Genomic DNA, 18,697 nt, shown 5'->3' with positions numbered 1-18,697 from the left:
CTCCAGCTTCTGAATATATCGCGGAAGACAGACACTAGCTGCTACGACGGGCGAGCCAAGATTCGAGGCGGAAACGCAGATCGTCTGCGAGGGCCTCATCCTCGATTTCATCCAGCGCTTCCGCCAGGAAAGCCAAGGTTAGGAGATCGGTTGCCTTTGCCGTCTCAATGCCTCGTGAACGAAGATAAAACAACGCCTCTTCATCAATCGCTCCAGAGGTCGATCCGTGGGAACAAATGACGTCATCTGCATAGATTTCGAGTTCTGGCTTAGCCAGAAACTGGCTGTCGCCGTCTAGTAGAAGCGATTGACTAATCTGGTAGCCATCCGTCTTTTGAGCGCCTTCCTTAACTAGAATCTTGCCCTGAAAGACACCAACCGCCCCATTTCGCAGAACTTTCTTGAAAACCTGGCGGCTCTCGCAGTTGACAGCATCATGAGTGATGAAAATGGTGTCGTCGTGATGAAAATCGTTGCCATCACCGACTGCAGCGCCAGCGACATGTGCAATCGCGTCGTCACCGGTCAGTTCGATCACGCATTCGTTTCGCGTCAGCACTCCATTCGCCGTTAACGTGAAAGACTTGAAAGAGCTCTTCGTCCCAAGACGCGCGAACATGCCTGTAATGGCGCGACGCTCATGATCTCGACCCTGTGCACGCACATGGTGAAACTTGCCGCTATCGGCGATATCGGCTTCCATCACCTTGTTAAACCGGGCGGCGGCTGGACCGGTTTCCAGGATGGTAAGCTCTGCTCCTTCCTCAACCTTGACGACATGATGCAGAATTGCGTCTGACTGCTTGTTCTTATGGTGATAGATCAAATTGATCGGCTTTGAGACCTGACCTGTCGCTCGTATCACGATACCGTCGGTAGCAAAGGCCGTATTGAGCGCCGCCAGAGGCCGCTCGACCGGGGACTGACCGCGAGCTTCAAGAACGCCGTAGAGATCCTTCGCCCAATGGATGTCATGGTTAAAGACATCTGATAGCCGAAGAATTTCTAAATTCTCCATCTCGAGCGGGTCCGAAGCGTCGGCGTCAAAAACCCCGTCGACAAACACAACCTTAAGACGATCGATCTCTCCAAAGACGGCTGTCTCATCCGTTTCGAGGAGAGCCGCGGGTTTAACAGACATATCTACCAACGAAGCTGGATCACTGAACTTCCAGTATTCATCGCGTTTATGTGGAAGGCCCATATCTAAAACCCTGTCGCGCGCGGCAGAGCGGCTTTGGTTGGCCCAGACCGAGCCATTCTCGAACTTGAGGCCCGAAAGACGTGTCTGGGTCGTCGATTGCTTCAATTCACGCAAAGCCTGCATCACGCACTCTCCGCTAGAAGATCGCCGTAGCCATTGTTTTCAACCTCGAGCGCAAGCTCGGGACCACCGCTTTGCACGATCCGACCATCTGCCATGATGTGCACGACATCAGGTTTGATATGGTCAAGAAGTCTTTGATAATGAGTGATAACCAGGAAAGAGCGACCTGCATCCCGAAGCGCATTGACCCCGTCCGACACAAGCTTCATCGCATCGACATCGAGCCCGGAATCTGTCTCGTCGAGAATACACATCTTTGGCTCTAGAACCGCCATCTGCAGGATCTCGTTGCGCTTCTTTTCTCCCCCGGAAAAGCCAACATTGACCGGTCGTTTGAGCATATCGGCGTCGATCTTCAACGCTTTGGCCTTCTCGCGGATCAGCTTCAGAAAATCGGCTGCCGATACCTCGTCTTCCCCGCGGGCGGCTCGCTGTGAATTTACCGCTGTGCGCAGGAAGGTCATGTTCCCGACGCCTGGGATTTCCACCGGGTATTGAAAGGCGAGGAACAGACCAGCTGCAGCCCGCTCCTCCGGCTCCATTTCAAGGACATCCTCGCCGTCTAGCGTGGCAGATCCCGCCGTAACCTCATAGCCATCGCGGCCGGATAAAACGTAGCTGAGCGTAGACTTACCCGATCCATTCGGACCCATGATCGCGTGGACTTTGCCCGGCTCTATCTCGAGATCGACGCCCTTGAGGATTTGCTTCTCCTCCTCTTCAAGTCGAACGTGAAGGTCCTTGATCGTCAGCATAGTGCTCTCCTGCTTGTCATCGAACGGCGTCGCGCCAAAAGAAATCGCTCCGCATACGGACTGGGATCCGTGCAGAGCGTGTTGTGTTGGATATAGGGGAATGCCGCGGATGCGGCGAGGGTCAAAGCCGGTAGGTCAGCGATCCCAGAACCAGCGTGCCAGGCTCCGCGCTTGCCTTCACGCTGCTCACCCATTCGGGAGAAAAGACTTGAAGGAAGACGTCCGGCGCAAGCCAGACCGCGTTGTGCAAGGCGGCCGCGCCCAGAATGACGGTTCCGGCCTGCATCAAAAGGGACAGAAACCCACGCCGCCCAAACATCATCCGCACGGTCAGAAGCAAGAAGAGCGGGAAAGCCACCACAATGATGGGCATATAACCCGCCGCGTAGGCCAAGACATCTTCGGGTGCGTAAATTTCCGCCTGAAAAAGCGCGTAACGCGCGATCAGAAGAACCGCGACTCCGACGATGACGGACCGAACGAAAGACGGCGGAGACGGCATCGACTTCTTCGCTCCGGCCTTCTTGGTGACGGTGAAGCCGGTATTGGGATCTTTCCAACGACGATTTCGACCACTCTCGATGCGCTTCATGCGCTTTGCAAAAACTTTCTGCTGAGTTGCAAAGGTGGTTGATGTCATGATGCGCCCGTCCGTCGACCTGTCTCGTACCGATTAATCCGCGGTCGTGGCGAAAAAGGGGCAGCGACAAGGCGCACGCACGGCAGCGCGTCACGCGATTACGGTGGTCGGCTGAACTGGCGAGGATCACAAGGTCACTCCCGTCTAACCCGGACCGCCGTCCCGGAGGCAGAGACCATTAGCATGTTATTGATAACCTCGTAATCGAGATCCACGCCCACGACCGCATTCGCGCCTTTTTCAGCTGCACGCTCTTCAAGCTCGCGCATTGCCGTATCGCGCGCCTCCCCCAGGGATCGCTCATACGCGCCTGAGCGGCCTCCGACGATATCGGTGATCTGGGCAAAGACATCGCGAAAGACATTCGCACCAAGAATAGCCTCTCCAACCACCACGCCGTGATAAGATAGAATGGTTTGACCTTCGATTGATGGTGTCGTTGTTACAATCATCGCATCATCTTCCTCATGCTCCTCGGGCCGCTGTGCCGGGATCACAGTTGAACCGCACCAGCTTCGATAAGCCTTGCAGCCATAGGGCCAACCGCGAGACCAACAAAGAAGCTGGCCAAGATGCGCCAACGGCGTGGGCTTCCCCTGCCAACAAGGGCAAGCAGGATACCACTTAGCAACATCACAACGATTAGCAGAGCGGTCAGCGCCAAAAAACCGAGTGATCCAAGAAAGATTGGACTTTCAAATGGGGTGCCGCCATTGGCCTCAGCGATTGCGTCATAATGGAGGTTTAGGAAAGCCAAGACTGAAGAAAAAACGCCTCCCCAAACGAAACCTATAACAATCGGGTTCATGACAGATCTCCGTCTGCTTTCAAGACCTGACACTGATGCCGCCGCTGGGCTGCATCAATGTAGCGCTCCGCTTGTTTGGACTACCCGACCGAGCCTTCCAATGAGATGGCAACCAACTGCTGCGCTTCCATTGCGAACTCCATGGGAAGAGCCTGAAGGACCTCCTTGCAGAACCCGTTCACCACCAGCGCCACGGCCTCTTCCTCATCCATTCCTCGTGACCGGCAATAGAACAGTTGGTCGTCATCCACTTTGGATGTCGTCGCCTCGTGCTCCACCCGGCTCGAGTTATTCTTCACTTCGATATAGGGAACCGTATGCGCCCCGCATTTGTCTCCGATCAACAGACTATCGCATTGGGTATAATTGCGAGAGCTTTTCGCCTTCGGATGCATCGAGACGAGCCCGCGATATGTATTCTGGGCCTTGCCCGCGCTGATCCCTTTGGAGACAATCCTGGATTTCGTATTTTTGCCCAAATGAACCATCTTCGTACCGGTATCGGCCTGCTGCATGTTGTTAGTGATTGCGATTGAGTAGAACTCACCTTGGCTGTCATCACCCCGCAGAATGCAGGATGGATATTTCCAGGTCACGGCCGAACCGGTCTCGACCTGCGTCCACATCACCTTAGAGCGCGCTCCACGGCAGTCGGCGCGCTTGGTTACGAAATTGTATATGCCACCCCGTCCCTCTTCATCGCCTGGATACCAGTTCTGGACAGTGGAGTACTTGATCTCGGCGTCGTCCAAAGCCACGAGTTCAACACAAGCGGCGTGCAATTGCGCAGTGTCGCGTTGGGGCGCGGTGCACCCTTCAAGGTAAGACACGTAAGAGCCCTTATCCGCGATGATCAGCGTTCGTTCGAACTGTCCGGTATTCTCGGCATTAATCCGGAAATACGTCGATAGCTCCATTGGGCATTTCACGCCTGGCGGGATATAGACAAAGGATCCATCCGAGAAGACAGCAGCGTTGAGCGTGGCGTAATAATTGTCGGACTGCGGGATGACACTGCCCAGATACTGCTTGACCAACTCCGGGTATTCTCGAACCGCTTCGCTTATCGAACAGAAGATTACACCCGCTTTCTTCAGCTCGGCCTGGAAGGTCGTGCCTACTGATACGCTATCAAAGACCGCATCCACGGCGACCTTTCGGTCCTCAGGCGCAGGCTCCACGCCGGCCAGGATCGCCTGTTCTTTGAGAGGGATCCCAAGCTTGGCATAGGTCTCCAGGAGCTTTGGGTCCACTTCGTCCAAAGACTTGGGCTTGACCTCCATGCTCTTGGGGCGTGCGTAATAGTACTGATCCTGAAAATCGATCTTCGGATAATGAACCATTGCCCATTCCGGCTCGTCCAGCTTAACCCAGCGCCGATAAGCCTCAAGACGCCAGTCCAGCATCCATTCGGGCTCTTCATTCTTCTCCGAGATCAGACGGACGATATCCTCGTTCAGCCCCTTGGGAGCGAACTCCATTTCAATCTCTGTCTCCCAGCCGTGCTTGTACGCACCCGAAAGCTTGGCGACCGCATCCACGGTATCTTGATCGACACCTTCTTTGACATCCACATCCATGATCGCCATTTCGTTCTCCTCTCAGGCCGCCTTTGACCTGTGCTTCTCGTATCCCCCGATCCACGCCTGCGCGAACCGCATAACATCCTCTTCGGTCGTCGTTGGACCTAGCGACACGCGTATCGCGCTCGCGGCTTCGGCCTCATCATATCCCATGGCTTGCAATACCCGGCTCGCCTTCACTTTTCCGGACGAACACGCCGATCCCGCACTAATTGCAAACCCGGCAAGATCCATTGTCATCACCTGGGTCTCTCCGCGCCAACCGGGCGCGATGAGACAGGTTGTGTTCGGTAGCCGCTCCACATCCCGTCCTATAAAAATAGTACCGGGTATGCGGGCCTCAATAGTAGTTTCTAGAATATTTCTAAGTTTCGCGACCCGGTCCCATACCCCCGCCTCAAGATCTTGCACTGCCGCGTTGGCGGCAGCTCCAAATCCAGCGATGCCGACCACATTCTCGGTTCCAGACCGCCGCCCCATCTCTTGACCGCCACCGCGAATGACGGCCTTAGCATCGTCCCCGGTGAAGTTGATGAGCGCTCCAACTCCCTTGGGACCGCCAAGTTTATGTGCAGATAAGATCACATAGGACGGACGCGCGCGTTCCGGGTAGTTGACTGGAACCTTACCGGCCATTTGCGTGATGTCGCAGACGACCGAGTAGGGGACCGTCCCTGCACGAGCCGCATTGACTTTGTTATTGGAGGTGACTTCGCCGTTATGCGCCATCAAGCCGGTCTCGCTGTTTGCGGCCGAGATGGCAACCAAGGCAACTGGATTTCGATCAGCCGACCACTCTGGTCCAGCCAACCCCGCGATCCAATTAAGAAATTCAGAGATACCAGACGTATTCCATGTTCCGTCCGCGCGGTGAAAGGCCGGAAGCACGGTCTCGCTCCAAACTTCGAGGCAGTCGTGCTCAGTCGGCAAAGCAGCAAACACGCCGCCATGAAGGTCCTTTTGCGCGACGGCCAAAGCCGCTGCCTCGGTCGCCGAACTTGTAAAGACCACCTGGGTCGCCTCGCACCCGACGAGTTCCGCCACCTGCCGGCGCGCAAGCTCGACAATCGCCTTCGCCGTCCGCCCTTCAGCATGCACAGATGACGGATTGCCCACTGCCTCCATGGCCACGATCATTGCCTCCCGCGCCTCTGGCCGCAAAGGCGCCGTCGCATTCCAGTCAAGATAGACCCGTTCCCTCACGTCCTATTCTCACTTTGCGAGAAATACCTCGGGGAGGATGAGGGGCAGCGCCCCTCATGCCCGCGCGGCGAGCGCAAAAGCATCTGATGCGCCGAAGGCGCTCCGATAAAGTCAGCCATCGACCACTTCCAGAAGAGCTGGAACAGCAGGGCATGGTGTCAACTCGTTCGCGACGACGTCTGACAGACGCGTCTGGTGCAAGAACACATAGACATGCGCGGACAGCCCCTCCCACAGACGGTTTGTAAGAGACTGTGCTTTGGATCCCGAGGCGGCACCGGAGGCGCCAGCACCCTTATGCATCGCACTTACGGTCTCATCCACTGCGCCTAGGATATCGACAACACGGATCTCGGATGGCCCCTTTGCCAAACGGTATCCACCACCTGGTCCGCGCACGCTTTCGACCAAACCGGCTTTGCGCAATTTGACGAAAAGCTGCTCAAGGTAGGGGAGGGAAATGTCCTGTCCTTTCGCGATCTCTCCAAGCGAAACCAATTGACCATTCGGACGGATTGCCAGATCCGTCAGAGCCACCATCGCATATCGTCCCTTGGTGCTGAGCTTCATTCTACCAAAACCCCAAATCGTCCCACAAAATCGGCGCATATTGACGTGCGCCCACCCCGCCATTAACTCGATGCAGCCTAGGCAGGGCAGACCGCTTCTTAGAACCGTTCTAAAGAACCTGAGTGAAGTCGTCAATAATCGCCCTGCCCGGCTCCACACGCGAAGGACGCCCATGCCCGAAGTCATCTTTCCCGGCCCCGAAGGCCGCCTCGAAGGCCGCTATCATCCGCAAAAGGACCGCGACGCGCCGATCGCCATTGTACTGCATCCTCATCCGCAATTCGGCGGAACGATGAATAACCGCGTTGTCTACAACCTGCACTACGCCTTTCATAAAATGGGCTTTACAGTCCTGCGTTTCAATTTTCGCGGGGTCGGCCGGTCGCAGGGCGAATACGATCAGGGTGTCGGCGAGCTCTCGGATGCCGCTTCGGCTCTCGACTACCTGCAGTCGATGAACAACAATTCAAAACATTGCTGGGTCGCGGGATTTTCCTTTGGAGCATGGATCGGGATGCAGCTTCTGATGCGCCGCCCCGAGATCACGGGCTTTATCTCGGTCTCTCCGCCGGCCAACATGTACGACTTCTCGTTCCTGGCGCCTTGTCCATCCTCCGGCCTGATCCTGTCAGGCACTGCGGACCGGGTCGCGCCGCCGCAGGACACCCATGCGCTTGTGGGTAAGCTGCACGAACAGAAAGGCATCACGATTACCCATACCGAGGTCGAGGGTGCGGGTCATTTCTTCGAAGATCCTCATATGGACCCTATGATTGACACAGTGACCGACTACGTCACGCGGCGATTGACGGAAACGACACGGTAGTCACATGGGTATTCTCGAGGATATCGCAGACGATCTGGCTATCAGGTCGCTTATGGCGTCAGAGGAGTCTGACGAGGAAAAGCTCGTGGATGAAATCACAAAGCTTCTCGGCGCCTCGTCACAGACGCTCGAGGAAGCCTACAAGACGTCCATTCGCGTCCGCCGGGCCGAATTGCGGGTTCGGACCATGCTTGGCGATCCCGGCATGTTGCCTTCCGGGGGGGCGGTCGTTGTCGCAGGCACATCCGCTCCCGCGCAGGCAGGCTTGCCGACGATGTCCAACTTTGGCGGAGCGCCGACCTGGCCCGAAGAGATCACGCTCGAAGGAACGCATGTCAAACTTGTTCCGCTATCTGTCGGTCATGCCGAAGGCCTTGCAGAGGCGATCAAGGATGGAGAGCTAAACAAGCTATCTTACACGACGATCCCGGAACCTGAGGACGTCGAGGAAGAGATCGCCCGCCGCCTCACACTACAGCGCAAGGGGAAGATGCTCCCCTTTACGCTGATGACACCGGACGACCGGCCAGCGGGTATGACCACTTATCTCAATATTGAAGAAGAAAATGCCCGCCTCGAGATCGGGGCCACCTTCATCCGGAAGTCCTTGCAGAGGACGGCTTTGAACACCGAGGCTAAAAAACTCCTTCTCTCTCATGCTTTTGAGGATCTCGACTGCATCGCGGTTGAACTTCGAACGGATCGCCGGAATCGGCAGAGTCGCTCGGCGATTGAGCGGCTCGGCGCGCGCCTTGACGGTATTTTACGCGCTCACATGAAGATGCCCGACGGCTCTCTGCGCGACTCCGCGGTTTATTCGATCACAGCCAGCGAATGGCCGACGATCAAAAGCCACCTTGAGGAAATGCTCGCCGAAAAGACCGACGCCTGATCAGGTCATTCGAGAATCAAGGGATTGCCTGTCACACGTGGCTCGGGCAATTCGTCATCCATTGCCTGTTCCCCTGCTGTATCGAGCTGAATGTCCTCGGGTTCCTCCGCTAAAGGATCTGTACTCAGGTTACCCGTGCAGGCGGCCAGCAGCACAGTGGAGAACACCACAATCACTCTCATGATGTCGCTCCTTTTACATGCCTGGCTGCAATTTCCGCGACACGGTGACCAAGATGCTCGGCGGTTGCCAAATCTGAGGCCATTGGCTCTTCCTCAGGCGGCACGTTCCCGGCCTGCGCGCCTGCCCCCATGTAAAACCCCAGGCGGTTCAAATTGCCTGCATCATCGCTCGGATGCTCCGGCTTACCGGGCGGCAAACCAAGGCTGACCCAGATCATCGAGTGCTGGCAGGCAAGTGTAACCATCCGGATCAAAGCGCCTGACTTGTCTCCGTGAAGGCTTGACGAACAGGAGAATCCGGCAGCCAGTTTGTCTTTCCACTTGCCATCAAACCAGACCTTGGAAGTTGCATCAGCAAAGCTCTCGAATATGCCAGAGACGCTGCCCATATAGGTCGGCGATCCGAAGATAATCGCGTCTGCTTTCTCCAAGGTCTCCCATGGCCCGCTTTCGCTATCCGTCAGATCGTCCGCCTTTAGCAAATCGACAGTTGCCCCGCCTGATAGCGCGCCGGCCTGAACGGCCTCTGCCTGCTTCTTCGTATGTCCGTATCCGGAATGATAGACGATAGCGACATGTGCCATGATAGCTCCTTAGATTGGGTAGTCGGGCGTTATCCATTCGTTCATGAACGTCGTCGCAGCCAGTTGGCTCCATCACGCTTTCTCTTTCGCCCTCATGACCCTGTATCGTCATCTTGCGTATACTGCGGCATACCGTCTTTCCCTGCTGAACGAGATACGCTAGACGGCGCCAACGCCACCGCAAAAAGGGGACGGAACCCATGTCCAAGATCAAAGTAGACAACCCTGTCGTCGAGCTCGACGGCGATGAGATGACCCGCATCATCTGGAATTTCATCAAGAAAAAGCTGATTCTGCCGTATCTTGATGTTGATCTGCTTTACTACGATCTCGGCATGGAAGAGCGGGATCGCACGGACGATCAGATCACCATCGATGCAGCCGAGAAGATCAAGGAAGTCGGCGTTGGCGTAAAATGCGCCACGATCACTCCTGACGAAGCGCGGGTCGAAGAGTTCGGCCTCAAAAAGATGTGGCGGTCGCCCAATGGCACGATCCGGAACATCCTCGGCGGCGTGGTTTTTCGGGCTCCGATCATCTGCAAGAACGTTCCGCGCCTCGTTCCCGGCTGGACGCAGCCCATCGTGATTGGCCGTCACGCATTCGGCGATCAATATCGTGCGACCGACATGCTCTTTCCTGGTAAAGGAACGCTGTCGATGAAGTTCGTGGGCGAAGACGGCGAAGTGATCGAGCACGAGGTCTTCAAAGCCCCCTCCTCCGGAGTTTATATGGGGATGTATAACCTGGACGACAGCATCCACGACTTTGCACGCGCGTCGTTGAACTATGGTCTGAACCTTGGATGGCCCGTTTACCTCTCGACAAAGAACACAATCCTCAAAGCCTATGACGGGCGCTTCAAAGACATCTTCCAGAAGGTCTACGAAGAAGAATTCGAGGACAAATTCAAGACGGCGGGGATCACCTACGAGCACCGCTTGATCGACGATATGGTTGCGGCGGCCATGAAATGGTCCGGCGGCTTCGTCTGGGCTTGCAAGAACTACGACGGCGATGTGCAGTCCGATACCGTGGCACAGGGCTTTGGCTCGCTCGGCCTGATGACCTCGCAGCTGATGACGCCCGATGGCAAGATCGTGGAAGCCGAAGCCGCTCACGGTACCGTGACCCGCCACTACCGCCAGCACCAAAAGGGAGAGGCAACTTCGACCAACTCAATCGCCTCGATCTATGCTTGGACCGGCGGGCTCAAGCACCGCGCCAAACTCGATGATAACGCCCAGCTTCAGACCTTCGCTGAAACTCTGGAAAAGGTTATCGTCGATACGGTCGAAAGCGGATATATGACGAAGGATCTCGCTCTTCTTGTCGGTCCAGACCAGAAGTGGCTTACGACTGAAGGCTTCCTCGAGAAGATCGACGAAAACCTCAACAAAGCGATGTAGAGCGCTGACTTCGCGCTCTAACCATGAATGAAAGAGACCGGCGGCCTTGGGAACCCAAGGCGGCCGATCTGACTTGCTCCTGACAAGGAGTAACGATGACCGACTTTTTCGATCAAATCTGGGCTTTTCTTCCTGGCCCTATGCGTACCCAACTTGAAGGCTACGTTACAGGTTTTTGGAAGGTCCTGCCTCAAATCGTGATGGCCCTGATCTTTTTGATCGTTGTCTGGCTCATCGCAAAGCTGGTTCGATGGGCGATACCGCGTTTGATGGCACGCGCCCGGTTCCGCCGCGCCCTGATCGACGTCGCTGTCATGGTTGCAACTGTAGCGATTTGGCTCTTCGGGGTCCTTATCGCAGCAACCATCGCGTTCCCGACCATCACTGTAGGCAAGATCTTTACGGCCGCAGGGGTCGGCGGCCTCGCCATCGCTTTTGCGGCGAAGGACACGCTTGAGAATTTCTTTGCCGGCCTCATGCTTTTGATCCGCGAGCCATTCTCGAAGGGGGACTTCATTGATTGCGAAGGCTTTGAAGGCCAGGTCGAGGATATCACCATACGCGAAACCCATGTGCGCCAGACGGACGGTCAGGTTGTTGTCGCTCCCAACTCGATGTTCTTCAAGAACCCGGTCACCATCCTGACGGCTGGCGAATTGCGCCGTACGACCGTCATCTGCGGTGTCGCCTACGGTGAAGACGTGGATAAGGCTCGCACGATTATCGAAGATGCCGTGAAAGCTGTGGATAGTGTTCGCGATGATATCAAGGATGTCCAAATCTTCGCACAGGAGTTCGGCGCGTCCTCTATCAATTTTGAGGTGACCTGGTGGACTGGATCTACCCCGCTTGATATCCGCCAGAGCCGCGACGCAGTCGTTTCTGCCGTAAAACGAGCGCTCGATGATGCCGGAATTGAAATTCCGTTCCCTTACCGAACGCTCACGTTTAAAGAGCCTCTTCCCATCCGAACCGCGCCGGGTGAGCAGATGCCGCAAGCTGCCGAATGAGATCTATTCCATGCACGCGGCAACGCTTTCGCCCACAGAAACGAGAAGATCTGCATAGAGATCTAGTCCGGGGGTAAGCGTTCTTCCGATTGGATCCACAGTCACGATCTTTAGGTCAGTGCCTTCTGTAACCGTCTCAACCATGGCCATCGATGTTTCCTGGTCGACTAGCAGACAAGCAACATCGTCTCTTGCGGCGGCCTCGCGCAGCTCGCGAATTTCATCGGATGTTGGTGCGATGTCTTCGCTATCGCTCAAACCGCCTGCAAAAGAGAGACCATACGCATTTTCAAAGTACTGAAGATTGTCGTGGCCGACCATGATCTTTAAGTCAGATGCTCCGATCATGACCTGTACTTCTGCATCGACCTCAGTAATCCGGCTTTTGGCACGCTCGAGGTTCGTTTGATAGATTTCAGCATTCTCGGGATCTAACGACGAAAGCTCTTCCGTGATCGTGTTAAGCCAAGAGATGGCATTTGCTGGATCAAGCCAACCGTGAGGATCTACTCCTTCATGTGAATGATCGTGGTCTCCATGATGGGTCCGGCTCTCGAGGACGAGATCTCCCTCGCGTCCCCCGAGGCTTCGAACAGTGGCGTTAGAGGCGACATTTGTCAGCGCGTCAGACAGCCACGGTGTAAGGTCCGGCCCGATCCAGAATACCAGATCTGCATCTTGCAAGGCATTTGCCTGAGCGGGTGTGAGCGCGGCGTGATGAACGTCCTGCGATCCTTCTAGCAATAGTTCCGGTGTTGTAACCCCATTTGTAACCATAGCCACAAGGGATTGAACCGGTGCGATATCCGTAACGATTCGTGGAGTATCCGCGGCTGCATTCCCCGCAAACGCACACAAAATTAGACCCAACCGGTTCATCAGACTTGCTCCATGTTATGATATAACATAGCGTCCGTATCTTCTCGTTCCCGACCGGGCAAGCCAAATGTCGCAACTCAGTTTTGTAGAACACGATCATCGCAATTGTATTGCATCGGGGCTTACGGTGGCTGAACATCTTTGTTTGAAGAAAGATATTTGGCTCACTCCTATCCGGCGGCGAGTGTTCGAGATTCTACTGACCGAGCATAGAGCGCTTGGGGCCTACGAGATCCTCGAACAACTCACGAAAGATGGCCTTTCCGCCAAGCCACCTACAGCTTATCGGGCGTTGGACTTTCTGACACGCCATGGACTGGCACATAGAGTCGAGCGCCTGAATGCCTATATCGCGTGTCCGTCCCCCGATAAACGGCACGACCCTGCCTTCTTAATCTGTACAGATTGCGATCATGTGGCGGAGACTACTGTTCCGCCAGGAGTAGTCGGAATTGCTGAAGGGACGGGTTTCGATATCAAGAAGACCGTCATAGAAGCGACTGGCCTCTGCCCTAAGTGCCGGACGTCTTAACCATGAGCATCATTGCCGCTGAAAATATCACGATCCGTCATGGCGCGCGCATTGTGTTGAAAGATGTGAGCATGTCGATCAGCGAACGTGAGATCGTTACTATCGTTGGTCCGAATGGTTCTGGGAAAACAACACTCCTACGCGCATTGATTGGATCGCAACCTTTGACGCAAGGGAGCATTCGACGGGCATCCAATCTTCGTACTGGCTATGTTCCGCAAGGTCTTCATGTCGATCCGGCTCTCCCCATCACCGTTGCGCGGTTTTTGTCCTTGCCTCGTCGTCATGATGCCGGGACAATAAAGGAAGTTCTTTCTCAGTCGGGCGCAGATGGTCTTCAGAATCGCGCCCTTTCCGAACTTTCCGGAGGGCAACTTCAGCGTGTTTTGCTCGCGCGCGCGCTCCTAGGCCGTCCGCAACTCCTACTTCTGGACGAGCCCACAACCGGCCTCGATCAACCGGGATCTGCTGCATTTTACCGTCGGATCGAAAGCCTGCGGCAAGAGATTGGATGCGCCGTCTTACTTGTGAGCCACGAACTCCATGTCGTGATGAGCGCCTCAGATCGCGTGATTTGTTTGAATGGGCATGTCTGCTGCGAGGGGCAACCTGATGCCGTGGCATCTGCGCCAGAGTACAGAGCGCTTTTCGGCAGCGGCACCGGTGGTGCTTTAGCTCTCTATCGTCACGATCATGATCATTTTCACGACCATTCCCAACACTAGGATGCTCGATGACTTTCTAATCCGCGCCTTCCTCGCAGGGATTGGCACAGCGCTTGTCGCCGCGCCGCTTGGCTGCTTTGTCGTCTGGCGTCGAATGGCTTATTTCAGCGATGCGACGGCCCATTCCGCCATGCTTGGCATTGCAATCGCCGTTGCTCTTCAGGTCAGCCCCGCCTGGGGCGCGTTGTTGACCGCTCTTGCAATCGCTATGGCGCTTACCGTCTTTTCAGGACGCACAATCGCTTCGGATACAGTTCTTGGGGTTTTCGCTCATGGCGCGCTTGCCGCAGGAATAATCGCCACCACGCTTCTGCCTGGCCGTCGCATTGATCTCGAGGCGCTTCTATTCGGCGATATTCTTACTGTTTCGCGTTTCGATCTGGCGTTGATCTGGATAGGCGCGGCTTTGGTTCTTCCTTTCTTCGTTTGGCGCTGGAATGCACTTTTGACCGCGACCCTTGATCCTGATCTGGCCAGGGCGTCGGGACTTCGTCCGGAAAGAGAACAGATGGGTCTGACCTTCGCGCTTGCTGTAGTCATTGCGATCTCGATCGAGGTGATTGGTGTCCTGCTGATCGGGGCACTTCTCGTCATACCTGCCGCAGCTGCGCGGCCCCTCGTCAAAACGCCAGAGCAGATGGTTTTGGGCGCTTTTGCAATCGGGCTTGTCTCTATTGTCGGAGGCCTCCAGATTGCGGCAATTCAGAATTTTCCGGCAGGCCCCACAATAGTCTGCACAGCCTTGATTTGCTTCATTCTAACAGCCCTCATGGCGCGCCTTTCACAGAAATGAACACGGCGCTTGCGCTAGGGAGCCTTTGCGTCCTTGCGTCAGCGGACTAGGCTAGCGCGGGAAACAGCTACCGGAGATCTCGTCATGCCACTCAATAATACTGAAGACCGCTATGGCAGCATCTCGAAGCTCTTTCATTGGTCGGTCATGCTGCTGATTTTTACGCTGATCCCATTGGGCATCTTTGCCAATCGGCTGGCCCATGCCGCCGAGACCGATCCAGCGGCCTACGGTCGTCAAGCTGCGTTTTGGTTTTCGCTCCATAAAACACTTGGCGTTACGTTACTCGCGCTCGCAATTTTACGAATTCTGTGGACGTTGACACAGACCAAACCAGCCCCGCTCCATTCCGAGCGAAAGGTCGAAACCTTTCTTGCCGGAACAGTTCATTGGCTTCTCTACGCTTCTCTCATTCTTGTCCCGTTGGCAGGCTGGGTTAGCCACGCGGCCTCCGCCGGTTTTGCTCCGATTTGGTGGCCCGCTGGCCAAGGGCTTCCGCTTGTTCCGCAATCCACCGCCGTCAAGGAGATTGCAGGCAACCTTCACATCATCTTTGAGAGGGTCTTGGTGATCGCCCTTTTTCTCCACATCGCAGGGGCTCTGAAGCATCACTTCATCGACAAGGACGCAACGCTGCGCCGGATGTGGTTCGGAAAAATCGAGGTGCCTGATCTATCTCTATCCCGTCACATATCGAGGCGTAGTACCGGTCTAGCCGCTGTCGCGGTCTATCTCATCGCGCTCGGCGTTGGCGCAGGAATGGGGCTTTATAGAGTCGAAGCCGCACCTGTCAGCGCAGTCGCGACACCCAGCGAAGCATCACGCACCAATGGACAAGGCAACTGGCAAGTACAAGGCGGCGCGATCAACATAACCGTCCAGCAATTCGGATCTCCGGTCGAAGGACAGTTCGGCGAATGGTCGGCCGAGATTGACTTCGACGAAACGACTGGAAGCGGAACGGTTGAGGTCGATATCGACATCTCCTCCCTATCCCTTGGATCCGTGACAGATCAGGCAATGGGGCCATCCTATTTCGACGCTCAGGCGCATCCAGAAGCCACCTTTAGAGCTGATATTTCCCCGGCCGAGACAGACAACGCCTATCTTGCCAACGGGACGTTGACCCTGAAAGGAAGCGAGATACCAACCTCCCTGCCCTTCACATTGATAATCGATGGCGACACCGCGCAGATGGAAGGCTCTCTAACGCTTGACCGACGTGAGTTCAGTATAGGCGGAGATGATCCTGATCCCGGGTATGAAGTTCCAGTTGTCATCACACTGACAGCGCAACGCGGCGCTACCTGAGCCAAAGAAAAAGCCGCCTCGCGATAAGACGGCTTCTTCGATTTCAAAAGATGGATGGGTTACTCGGCTTTTTCCGCCTCAAGTGAGATAATCACTTCGACCTCATCACTGACAGCAGGGGCAAACGCACCAACGCCAAAGGCTTCGCGGCTCAACGTCGTCGTCGCATCAAAGCCGAGCCAAGGCTTTTCGGCCATCGGGTTCACATCCGCTTTGTTGAGTGTCGTGGCCAGAACGACCTCGTTCGTGATCCCGTTCATCGTCAGGTTACCAGTGATGTCAGCAGTGTCGTCGCCGGTCACAGTAATCGATGTGCTCTCGAAAGAGACCATATCATTTCCGCTTTCCGCTTGAGCCGAGGCGTTAAAGAAATCCTCGCTCATAAAGTGTTGGTCGCGCTGCTCCCATCCTGTGAACATCATCGTCACCGGCATCGAAACGTTGACGCTTGAGTTCTCGGGATTTTCCTCATCGAACATGATTTCGCCCTCGAAACCTGAGAACATGCCGTAGGTCGTCGAGAAACCGAGATGGTTGTAGCTGAAAACAACCTGACTATGGCTCGAGTCGAGTGTGTAGGCCTCGGGCTCAGCAAAGGCGGGTGACGTGAATACCAGCGTAGCGGCGGCAGCCAAAGCGGTGCGGATCATGAAGAACTCCTTTCAGGAAGCTGGGGCAATGTCATAGATGTGATGTCGGTCAATTCTCTGACAAGGCAAACCCCCGGATGCGCGCATAACATGTTCGTCAAAGCACACCGCTCTGCCGATGTCTGCCCGGCTTCAGGGCTTCAAACCGGGCAGCTCGCCTTACGCTTTATTCGTAGCGATGCTCAATTGTGATCGGAGGTTCGTCGCCAACAGTGATTTCGCGGGCGTAAAGTTCCGGACGCGGCAGAAGATCATCGTCCATAATGCCTGTAACCGTCACCTGCTCTCCGACGTCAGCGGGAACCCAGTTGGGGCCGACATAGACCCGCAGACTGCCAGTGGAGTCCCGGATCCGAAACTCATCAGTATCCATGACACGGTCAACTGTGCCTTGGACCGTCACAGTCTGCCCTCGCTTTACATCCTCGATCGAGGTGATGTCGCTCGCGGCAAAAGTGGCGATTGGCAGAGAACACAGTGCAAGAGTTGAAACGAGACGGAGGTGCATGGTGATGAGATCCTTCTCTAATGAGTTGCAATACTTTATAGATGGGATCTGTATTGTCTGACAAAAGATGTCAGAAATCTATTCTCTAGCGATATAGCGCAGTTGGGCGAAAACGCGCCTAGCTCAAAGGAAAGCTGCCCTTAAAACGACAATCCTCCCCGCTTGCGTGAGCAAAGCGGAGAGGACGTCTCACGAACCTGTTCCGCTTCCCCACGGAACGATCCGGAGATCCCGCCTTTAAGCGGCTACTCGCAGCTGCGCGCGTTCAGCTTTACGGGCCCGGGCCCAGCCGCCCATGAGGTCCGCACCAATCCGATCGCGCAATTCTGCGAGGTGATATTCCTGGCCCGACGCAACGAGAAGCGTCTGGTTCGTGTTCCGATACCGCATTAACAGCCGCACTTGACCATCCCGCCGTTCGGAGCGGTCAATAAAGACTTGGCTCATCGCGCAAAACCCGTAGCGATCTGCAACTGTTGAGCTCCCTCGTTTCGTCCGTAGAACTTCGCGGATTTCGGAATTCACGACGTCGATCTGAAGTTCGGGCAGAGATCCGCGCGTGGCGAAGTAAAAGAGGAATGCCGCGATGGATGCCAGCATCAGGGAAGCCCCGACCTTCATAACCGCCATCTCCGCACCAAGAGCGGAACCGGGTACTGTCCAAAGTCCGATAGCTGCAACGGCCAGACTAAGCCCTATGAGTGAAGCGATGGACTGTACGATATGGGCGACGACAGGAGCGGCATCAATTGAGCGGATGGTATAGCCCCACTCCTTTTCCAAGACCGTGAACCCTGACATGACAGCCGGGTCTGGTGTCATATTGATGGTCTGTTCGGGATTTCCGAATGCAGGCAGGGCAGTCATGGCTTCCGCTCCTTGATGGGTCGTTCTTCATACACCGTGGCAACAGAGGTCGGAGTTTACGGTGGCGGAAACATGACGGCTGCGAGGTATTAAGGGGCCTCTTTCGGGACCGCATCGCCACAGGAGGGGCAAAGTCACGACGGGGTTGCGCGCTTCGCGATCTTGGCTATAAGCGCATCTTCTTCCGCGAGATTTCTTTGCTGCGCAGTCTCTCGTGGGTTCGGGAGCGGAAGTTATCATCCCCGACCCTTTGAAATGCGCTTGAAAAACGGAACACTGCTCATGCCTCTTTACGAGCATGTCTTCATTGCGCGTCAGGATTTGTCCAACACGCAAGCTGAAGGCCTCATTGAACATTTCGGGACCGTCCTCGCGGATAACGGCGGCAAGGTCGTCGAAAATGAATACTGGGGCGTCAAGACGATGGCCTACAAGATCAACAAGAACCGCAAAGGGCACTACGCCTTCCTGCGATCGGACGCGCCGGCGCCCGCCGTTCAGGAGATGGAGCGTCTGATGCGCCTGCATGACGATGTTATGCGTGTTCTGACGATTAAGGTCGACGAACATGACGAAGGCCCCTCGATCCAGATGCAAAAGCGTGACGAGCGTGACAGCCGCCGCCGCGACCGTGACCGCTAAG

22 protein-coding genes and 1 pseudogene are annotated in these 18,697 nt (G+C 55.6%); 9 read left to right on the top strand and 14 right to left on the bottom strand.

Going from position 1 to position 18,697, the window contains the following annotated elements:
* Positions 1–34 precede the first annotated feature (34 nt).
* The 8 genes and pseudogenes from AAD018_RS07480 to iscR form a co-directional block, all read right to left on the bottom strand.
* On the bottom strand, positions 35–1,327 hold the full coding sequence (locus AAD018_RS07480) for a SufB/SufD family protein (protein WP_367315208.1): 1,293 nt from the start codon (positions 1,325–1,327) through the stop codon (positions 35–37).
* A complete protein-coding gene (sufC, locus tag AAD018_RS07475) occupies positions 1,327–2,082 on the bottom strand; it encodes a Fe-S cluster assembly ATPase SufC (protein WP_367314870.1) in 756 nt (251 codons plus the stop codon). Before sufC ends, AAD018_RS07480 begins: the two co-directional genes overlap by 1 nt.
* Before the next feature lie 121 nt (positions 2,083–2,203).
* A complete protein-coding gene (locus AAD018_RS07470; RefSeq protein WP_367314869.1) occupies positions 2,204–2,722 on the bottom strand; it encodes a hypothetical protein in 519 nt (172 codons plus the stop codon).
* Between the two features lie 134 nt (positions 2,723–2,856).
* Positions 2,857–3,174, bottom strand: a complete 318-nt coding sequence (locus AAD018_RS07465) for a heavy metal-binding domain-containing protein (protein WP_367314868.1) — start codon at positions 3,172–3,174, stop codon at positions 2,857–2,859.
* A gap of 41 nt (positions 3,175–3,215) precedes the next feature.
* On the bottom strand, positions 3,216–3,530 hold the full coding sequence (locus AAD018_RS07460) for a hypothetical protein (protein WP_367314867.1): 315 nt from the start codon (positions 3,528–3,530) through the stop codon (positions 3,216–3,218).
* Between the two features lie 80 nt (positions 3,531–3,610).
* Positions 3,611–5,119, bottom strand: a complete 1,509-nt coding sequence (sufB, locus tag AAD018_RS07455; RefSeq protein ID WP_367314866.1) for a Fe-S cluster assembly protein SufB — start codon at positions 5,117–5,119, stop codon at positions 3,611–3,613.
* A 12-nt stretch (positions 5,120–5,131) separates the two neighbouring features.
* A pseudogene (locus AAD018_RS07450) lies at positions 5,132–6,247 on the bottom strand (cysteine desulfurase family protein); the annotation flags it as partial.
* 180 nt (positions 6,248–6,427) lie between these two features.
* On the bottom strand, positions 6,428–6,886 hold the full coding sequence (iscR, locus tag AAD018_RS07445) for a Fe-S cluster assembly transcriptional regulator IscR (RefSeq protein ID WP_367314864.1): 459 nt from the start codon (positions 6,884–6,886) through the stop codon (positions 6,428–6,430).
* Positions 6,887–7,058: 172 nt separating this feature from the next.
* Here iscR and AAD018_RS07440 point away from each other — a divergent pair, with 172 nt between their 5' ends.
* A complete protein-coding gene (locus tag AAD018_RS07440) occupies positions 7,059–7,712 on the top strand; it encodes an alpha/beta hydrolase (RefSeq protein ID WP_367314863.1) in 654 nt (217 codons plus the stop codon).
* 4 nt (positions 7,713–7,716) lie between these two features.
* Positions 7,717–8,604, top strand: coding sequence for a GNAT family N-acetyltransferase (locus tag AAD018_RS07435; protein WP_412005213.1), 888 nt, complete (start codon positions 7,717–7,719; stop codon positions 8,602–8,604).
* 5 nt (positions 8,605–8,609) lie between these two features.
* Here AAD018_RS07435 and AAD018_RS07430 read toward each other — a convergent pair whose 3' ends face one another.
* Complete coding sequence (locus AAD018_RS07430) at positions 8,610–8,786, bottom strand: hypothetical protein (protein ID WP_367314861.1); 177 nt, start codon at positions 8,784–8,786, stop codon at positions 8,610–8,612.
* The gene (locus AAD018_RS07425) at positions 8,783–9,370 is read right to left on the bottom strand and encodes a flavodoxin family protein (protein ID WP_367314860.1); all 588 of its coding nucleotides are present in this window, start codon (positions 9,368–9,370) and stop codon (positions 8,783–8,785) included. Before AAD018_RS07425 ends, AAD018_RS07430 begins: the two co-directional genes overlap by 4 nt.
* Before the next feature lie 200 nt (positions 9,371–9,570).
* Between AAD018_RS07425 and AAD018_RS07420 the strand changes: the two genes are divergently transcribed.
* Entirely contained in the window at positions 9,571–10,779 is a 1,209-nt protein-coding gene (locus AAD018_RS07420; protein WP_367314859.1) for an NADP-dependent isocitrate dehydrogenase, read from the top strand.
* Between the two features lie 95 nt (positions 10,780–10,874).
* Positions 10,875–11,789: a mechanosensitive ion channel family protein gene (locus AAD018_RS07415; RefSeq protein ID WP_412005212.1), complete on the top strand. Its 915-nt coding sequence runs from the start codon at positions 10,875–10,877 to the stop codon at positions 11,787–11,789.
* A gap of 3 nt (positions 11,790–11,792) precedes the next feature.
* Here the strand turns inward: AAD018_RS07415 and AAD018_RS07410 are convergent, their stop codons facing one another.
* Positions 11,793–12,668: a zinc ABC transporter substrate-binding protein gene (locus AAD018_RS07410; protein ID WP_367314857.1), complete on the bottom strand. Its 876-nt coding sequence runs from the start codon at positions 12,666–12,668 to the stop codon at positions 11,793–11,795.
* A 67-nt stretch (positions 12,669–12,735) separates the two neighbouring features.
* Between AAD018_RS07410 and AAD018_RS07405 the strand changes: the two genes are divergently transcribed.
* From AAD018_RS07405 to AAD018_RS07390, 4 genes are all read left to right on the top strand, one after another.
* The gene (locus AAD018_RS07405; RefSeq protein ID WP_367314856.1) at positions 12,736–13,200 is read left to right on the top strand and encodes a Fur family transcriptional regulator; all 465 of its coding nucleotides are present in this window, start codon (positions 12,736–12,738) and stop codon (positions 13,198–13,200) included.
* A gap of 2 nt (positions 13,201–13,202) precedes the next feature.
* A complete protein-coding gene (locus AAD018_RS07400; RefSeq protein WP_367314855.1) occupies positions 13,203–13,925 on the top strand; it encodes a metal ABC transporter ATP-binding protein in 723 nt (240 codons plus the stop codon).
* Between the two features lies 1 nt (position 13,926).
* Entirely contained in the window at positions 13,927–14,718 is a 792-nt protein-coding gene (locus AAD018_RS07395) for a metal ABC transporter permease (RefSeq protein ID WP_367315206.1), read from the top strand.
* A gap of 84 nt (positions 14,719–14,802) precedes the next feature.
* Complete coding sequence (locus AAD018_RS07390) at positions 14,803–16,029, top strand: cytochrome b/b6 domain-containing protein (protein ID WP_367314854.1); 1,227 nt, start codon at positions 14,803–14,805, stop codon at positions 16,027–16,029.
* A 59-nt stretch (positions 16,030–16,088) separates the two neighbouring features.
* Here AAD018_RS07390 and AAD018_RS07385 read toward each other — a convergent pair whose 3' ends face one another.
* The 3 genes from AAD018_RS07385 to AAD018_RS07375 all read right to left on the bottom strand — a co-directional run bounded on the left by AAD018_RS07385 (position 16,089) and on the right by AAD018_RS07375 (position 18,054).
* A complete protein-coding gene (locus AAD018_RS07385; RefSeq protein WP_367314853.1) occupies positions 16,089–16,679 on the bottom strand; it encodes a YceI family protein in 591 nt (196 codons plus the stop codon).
* Positions 16,680–16,845: 166 nt separating this feature from the next.
* Positions 16,846–17,187 carry a hypothetical protein gene (locus tag AAD018_RS07380; RefSeq protein WP_367314852.1) on the bottom strand — a complete coding sequence of 114 codons (342 nt, stop codon included), beginning with the start codon at positions 17,185–17,187 and terminating at the stop codon, positions 16,846–16,848.
* Positions 17,188–17,424: 237 nt separating this feature from the next.
* Entirely contained in the window at positions 17,425–18,054 is a 630-nt protein-coding gene (locus AAD018_RS07375) for a hypothetical protein (RefSeq protein ID WP_367314851.1), read from the bottom strand.
* A 282-nt stretch (positions 18,055–18,336) separates the two neighbouring features.
* On the opposite strand from AAD018_RS07375, the gene rpsF reads away from it, so the two are divergent.
* The gene (gene rpsF / locus AAD018_RS07370) at positions 18,337–18,696 is read left to right on the top strand and encodes a 30S ribosomal protein S6 (RefSeq protein ID WP_367314850.1); all 360 of its coding nucleotides are present in this window, start codon (positions 18,337–18,339) and stop codon (positions 18,694–18,696) included.
* The last annotated feature ends 1 nt before the right edge of the window (position 18,697 follow it).

The sequence above is a fragment of the Aestuariibius insulae genome, from assembly GCF_040783535.2.
Lineage (GTDB): Bacteria > Pseudomonadota > Alphaproteobacteria > Rhodobacterales > Rhodobacteraceae > Aestuariibius > Aestuariibius insulae.
Note: the sequence above shows the minus strand (reverse complement) of the source record. Positions and strands in the feature narration are given on the sequence as shown.

Excerpts from the sequence above, each read along its gene's own strand:
- AAD018_RS07460 (WP_367314867.1), bottom strand. The coding sequence starts at position 3,530 with ATGAACCCGATTGTTATAGGTTTCGTTTGGGGAGGCGTTTTTTCTTCA.
- rpsF (WP_367314850.1), top strand. The coding sequence starts at position 18,337 with ATGCCTCTTTACGAGCATGTCTTCATTGCGCGTCAGGATTTGTCCAAC.
- sufB (WP_367314866.1), bottom strand. The coding sequence starts at position 5,119 with ATGGCGATCATGGATGTGGATGTCAAAGAAGGTGTCGATCAAGATACC.
- AAD018_RS07440 (WP_367314863.1), top strand. The coding sequence starts at position 7,059 with ATGCCCGAAGTCATCTTTCCCGGCCCCGAAGGCCGCCTCGAAGGCCGC.
- AAD018_RS07405 (WP_367314856.1), top strand. The coding sequence starts at position 12,736 with ATGTCGCAACTCAGTTTTGTAGAACACGATCATCGCAATTGTATTGCA.
- AAD018_RS07380 (WP_367314852.1), bottom strand. The coding sequence starts at position 17,187 with ATGCACCTCCGTCTCGTTTCAACTCTTGCACTGTGTTCTCTGCCAATC.
- AAD018_RS07415 (WP_412005212.1), top strand. The coding sequence starts at position 10,875 with ATGACCGACTTTTTCGATCAAATCTGGGCTTTTCTTCCTGGCCCTATG.
- AAD018_RS07470 (WP_367314869.1), bottom strand. The coding sequence starts at position 2,722 with ATGACATCAACCACCTTTGCAACTCAGCAGAAAGTTTTTGCAAAGCGC.
- AAD018_RS07395 (WP_367315206.1), top strand. The coding sequence starts at position 13,927 with ATGCTCGATGACTTTCTAATCCGCGCCTTCCTCGCAGGGATTGGCACA.
- AAD018_RS07375 (WP_367314851.1), bottom strand. The coding sequence starts at position 18,054 with ATGACTGCCCTGCCTGCATTCGGAAATCCCGAACAGACCATCAATATG.
- AAD018_RS07465 (WP_367314868.1), bottom strand. The coding sequence starts at position 3,174 with ATGATTGTAACAACGACACCATCAATCGAAGGTCAAACCATTCTATCT.
- AAD018_RS07390 (WP_367314854.1), top strand. The coding sequence starts at position 14,803 with ATGCCACTCAATAATACTGAAGACCGCTATGGCAGCATCTCGAAGCTC.
- AAD018_RS07430 (WP_367314861.1), bottom strand. The coding sequence starts at position 8,786 with ATGAGAGTGATTGTGGTGTTCTCCACTGTGCTGCTGGCCGCCTGCACG.
- AAD018_RS07400 (WP_367314855.1), top strand. The coding sequence starts at position 13,203 with ATGAGCATCATTGCCGCTGAAAATATCACGATCCGTCATGGCGCGCGC.
- iscR (WP_367314864.1), bottom strand. The coding sequence starts at position 6,886 with ATGAAGCTCAGCACCAAGGGACGATATGCGATGGTGGCTCTGACGGAT.
- AAD018_RS07480 (WP_367315208.1), bottom strand. The coding sequence starts at position 1,327 with ATGCAGGCTTTGCGTGAATTGAAGCAATCGACGACCCAGACACGTCTT.
- AAD018_RS07420 (WP_367314859.1), top strand. The coding sequence starts at position 9,571 with ATGTCCAAGATCAAAGTAGACAACCCTGTCGTCGAGCTCGACGGCGAT.
- AAD018_RS07385 (WP_367314853.1), bottom strand. The coding sequence starts at position 16,679 with ATGATCCGCACCGCTTTGGCTGCCGCCGCTACGCTGGTATTCACGTCA.
- AAD018_RS07435 (WP_412005213.1), top strand. The coding sequence starts at position 7,717 with ATGGGTATTCTCGAGGATATCGCAGACGATCTGGCTATCAGGTCGCTT.
- AAD018_RS07410 (WP_367314857.1), bottom strand. The coding sequence starts at position 12,668 with ATGAACCGGTTGGGTCTAATTTTGTGTGCGTTTGCGGGGAATGCAGCC.
- sufC (WP_367314870.1), bottom strand. The coding sequence starts at position 2,082 with ATGCTGACGATCAAGGACCTTCACGTTCGACTTGAAGAGGAGGAGAAG.
- AAD018_RS07425 (WP_367314860.1), bottom strand. The coding sequence starts at position 9,370 with ATGGCACATGTCGCTATCGTCTATCATTCCGGATACGGACATACGAAG.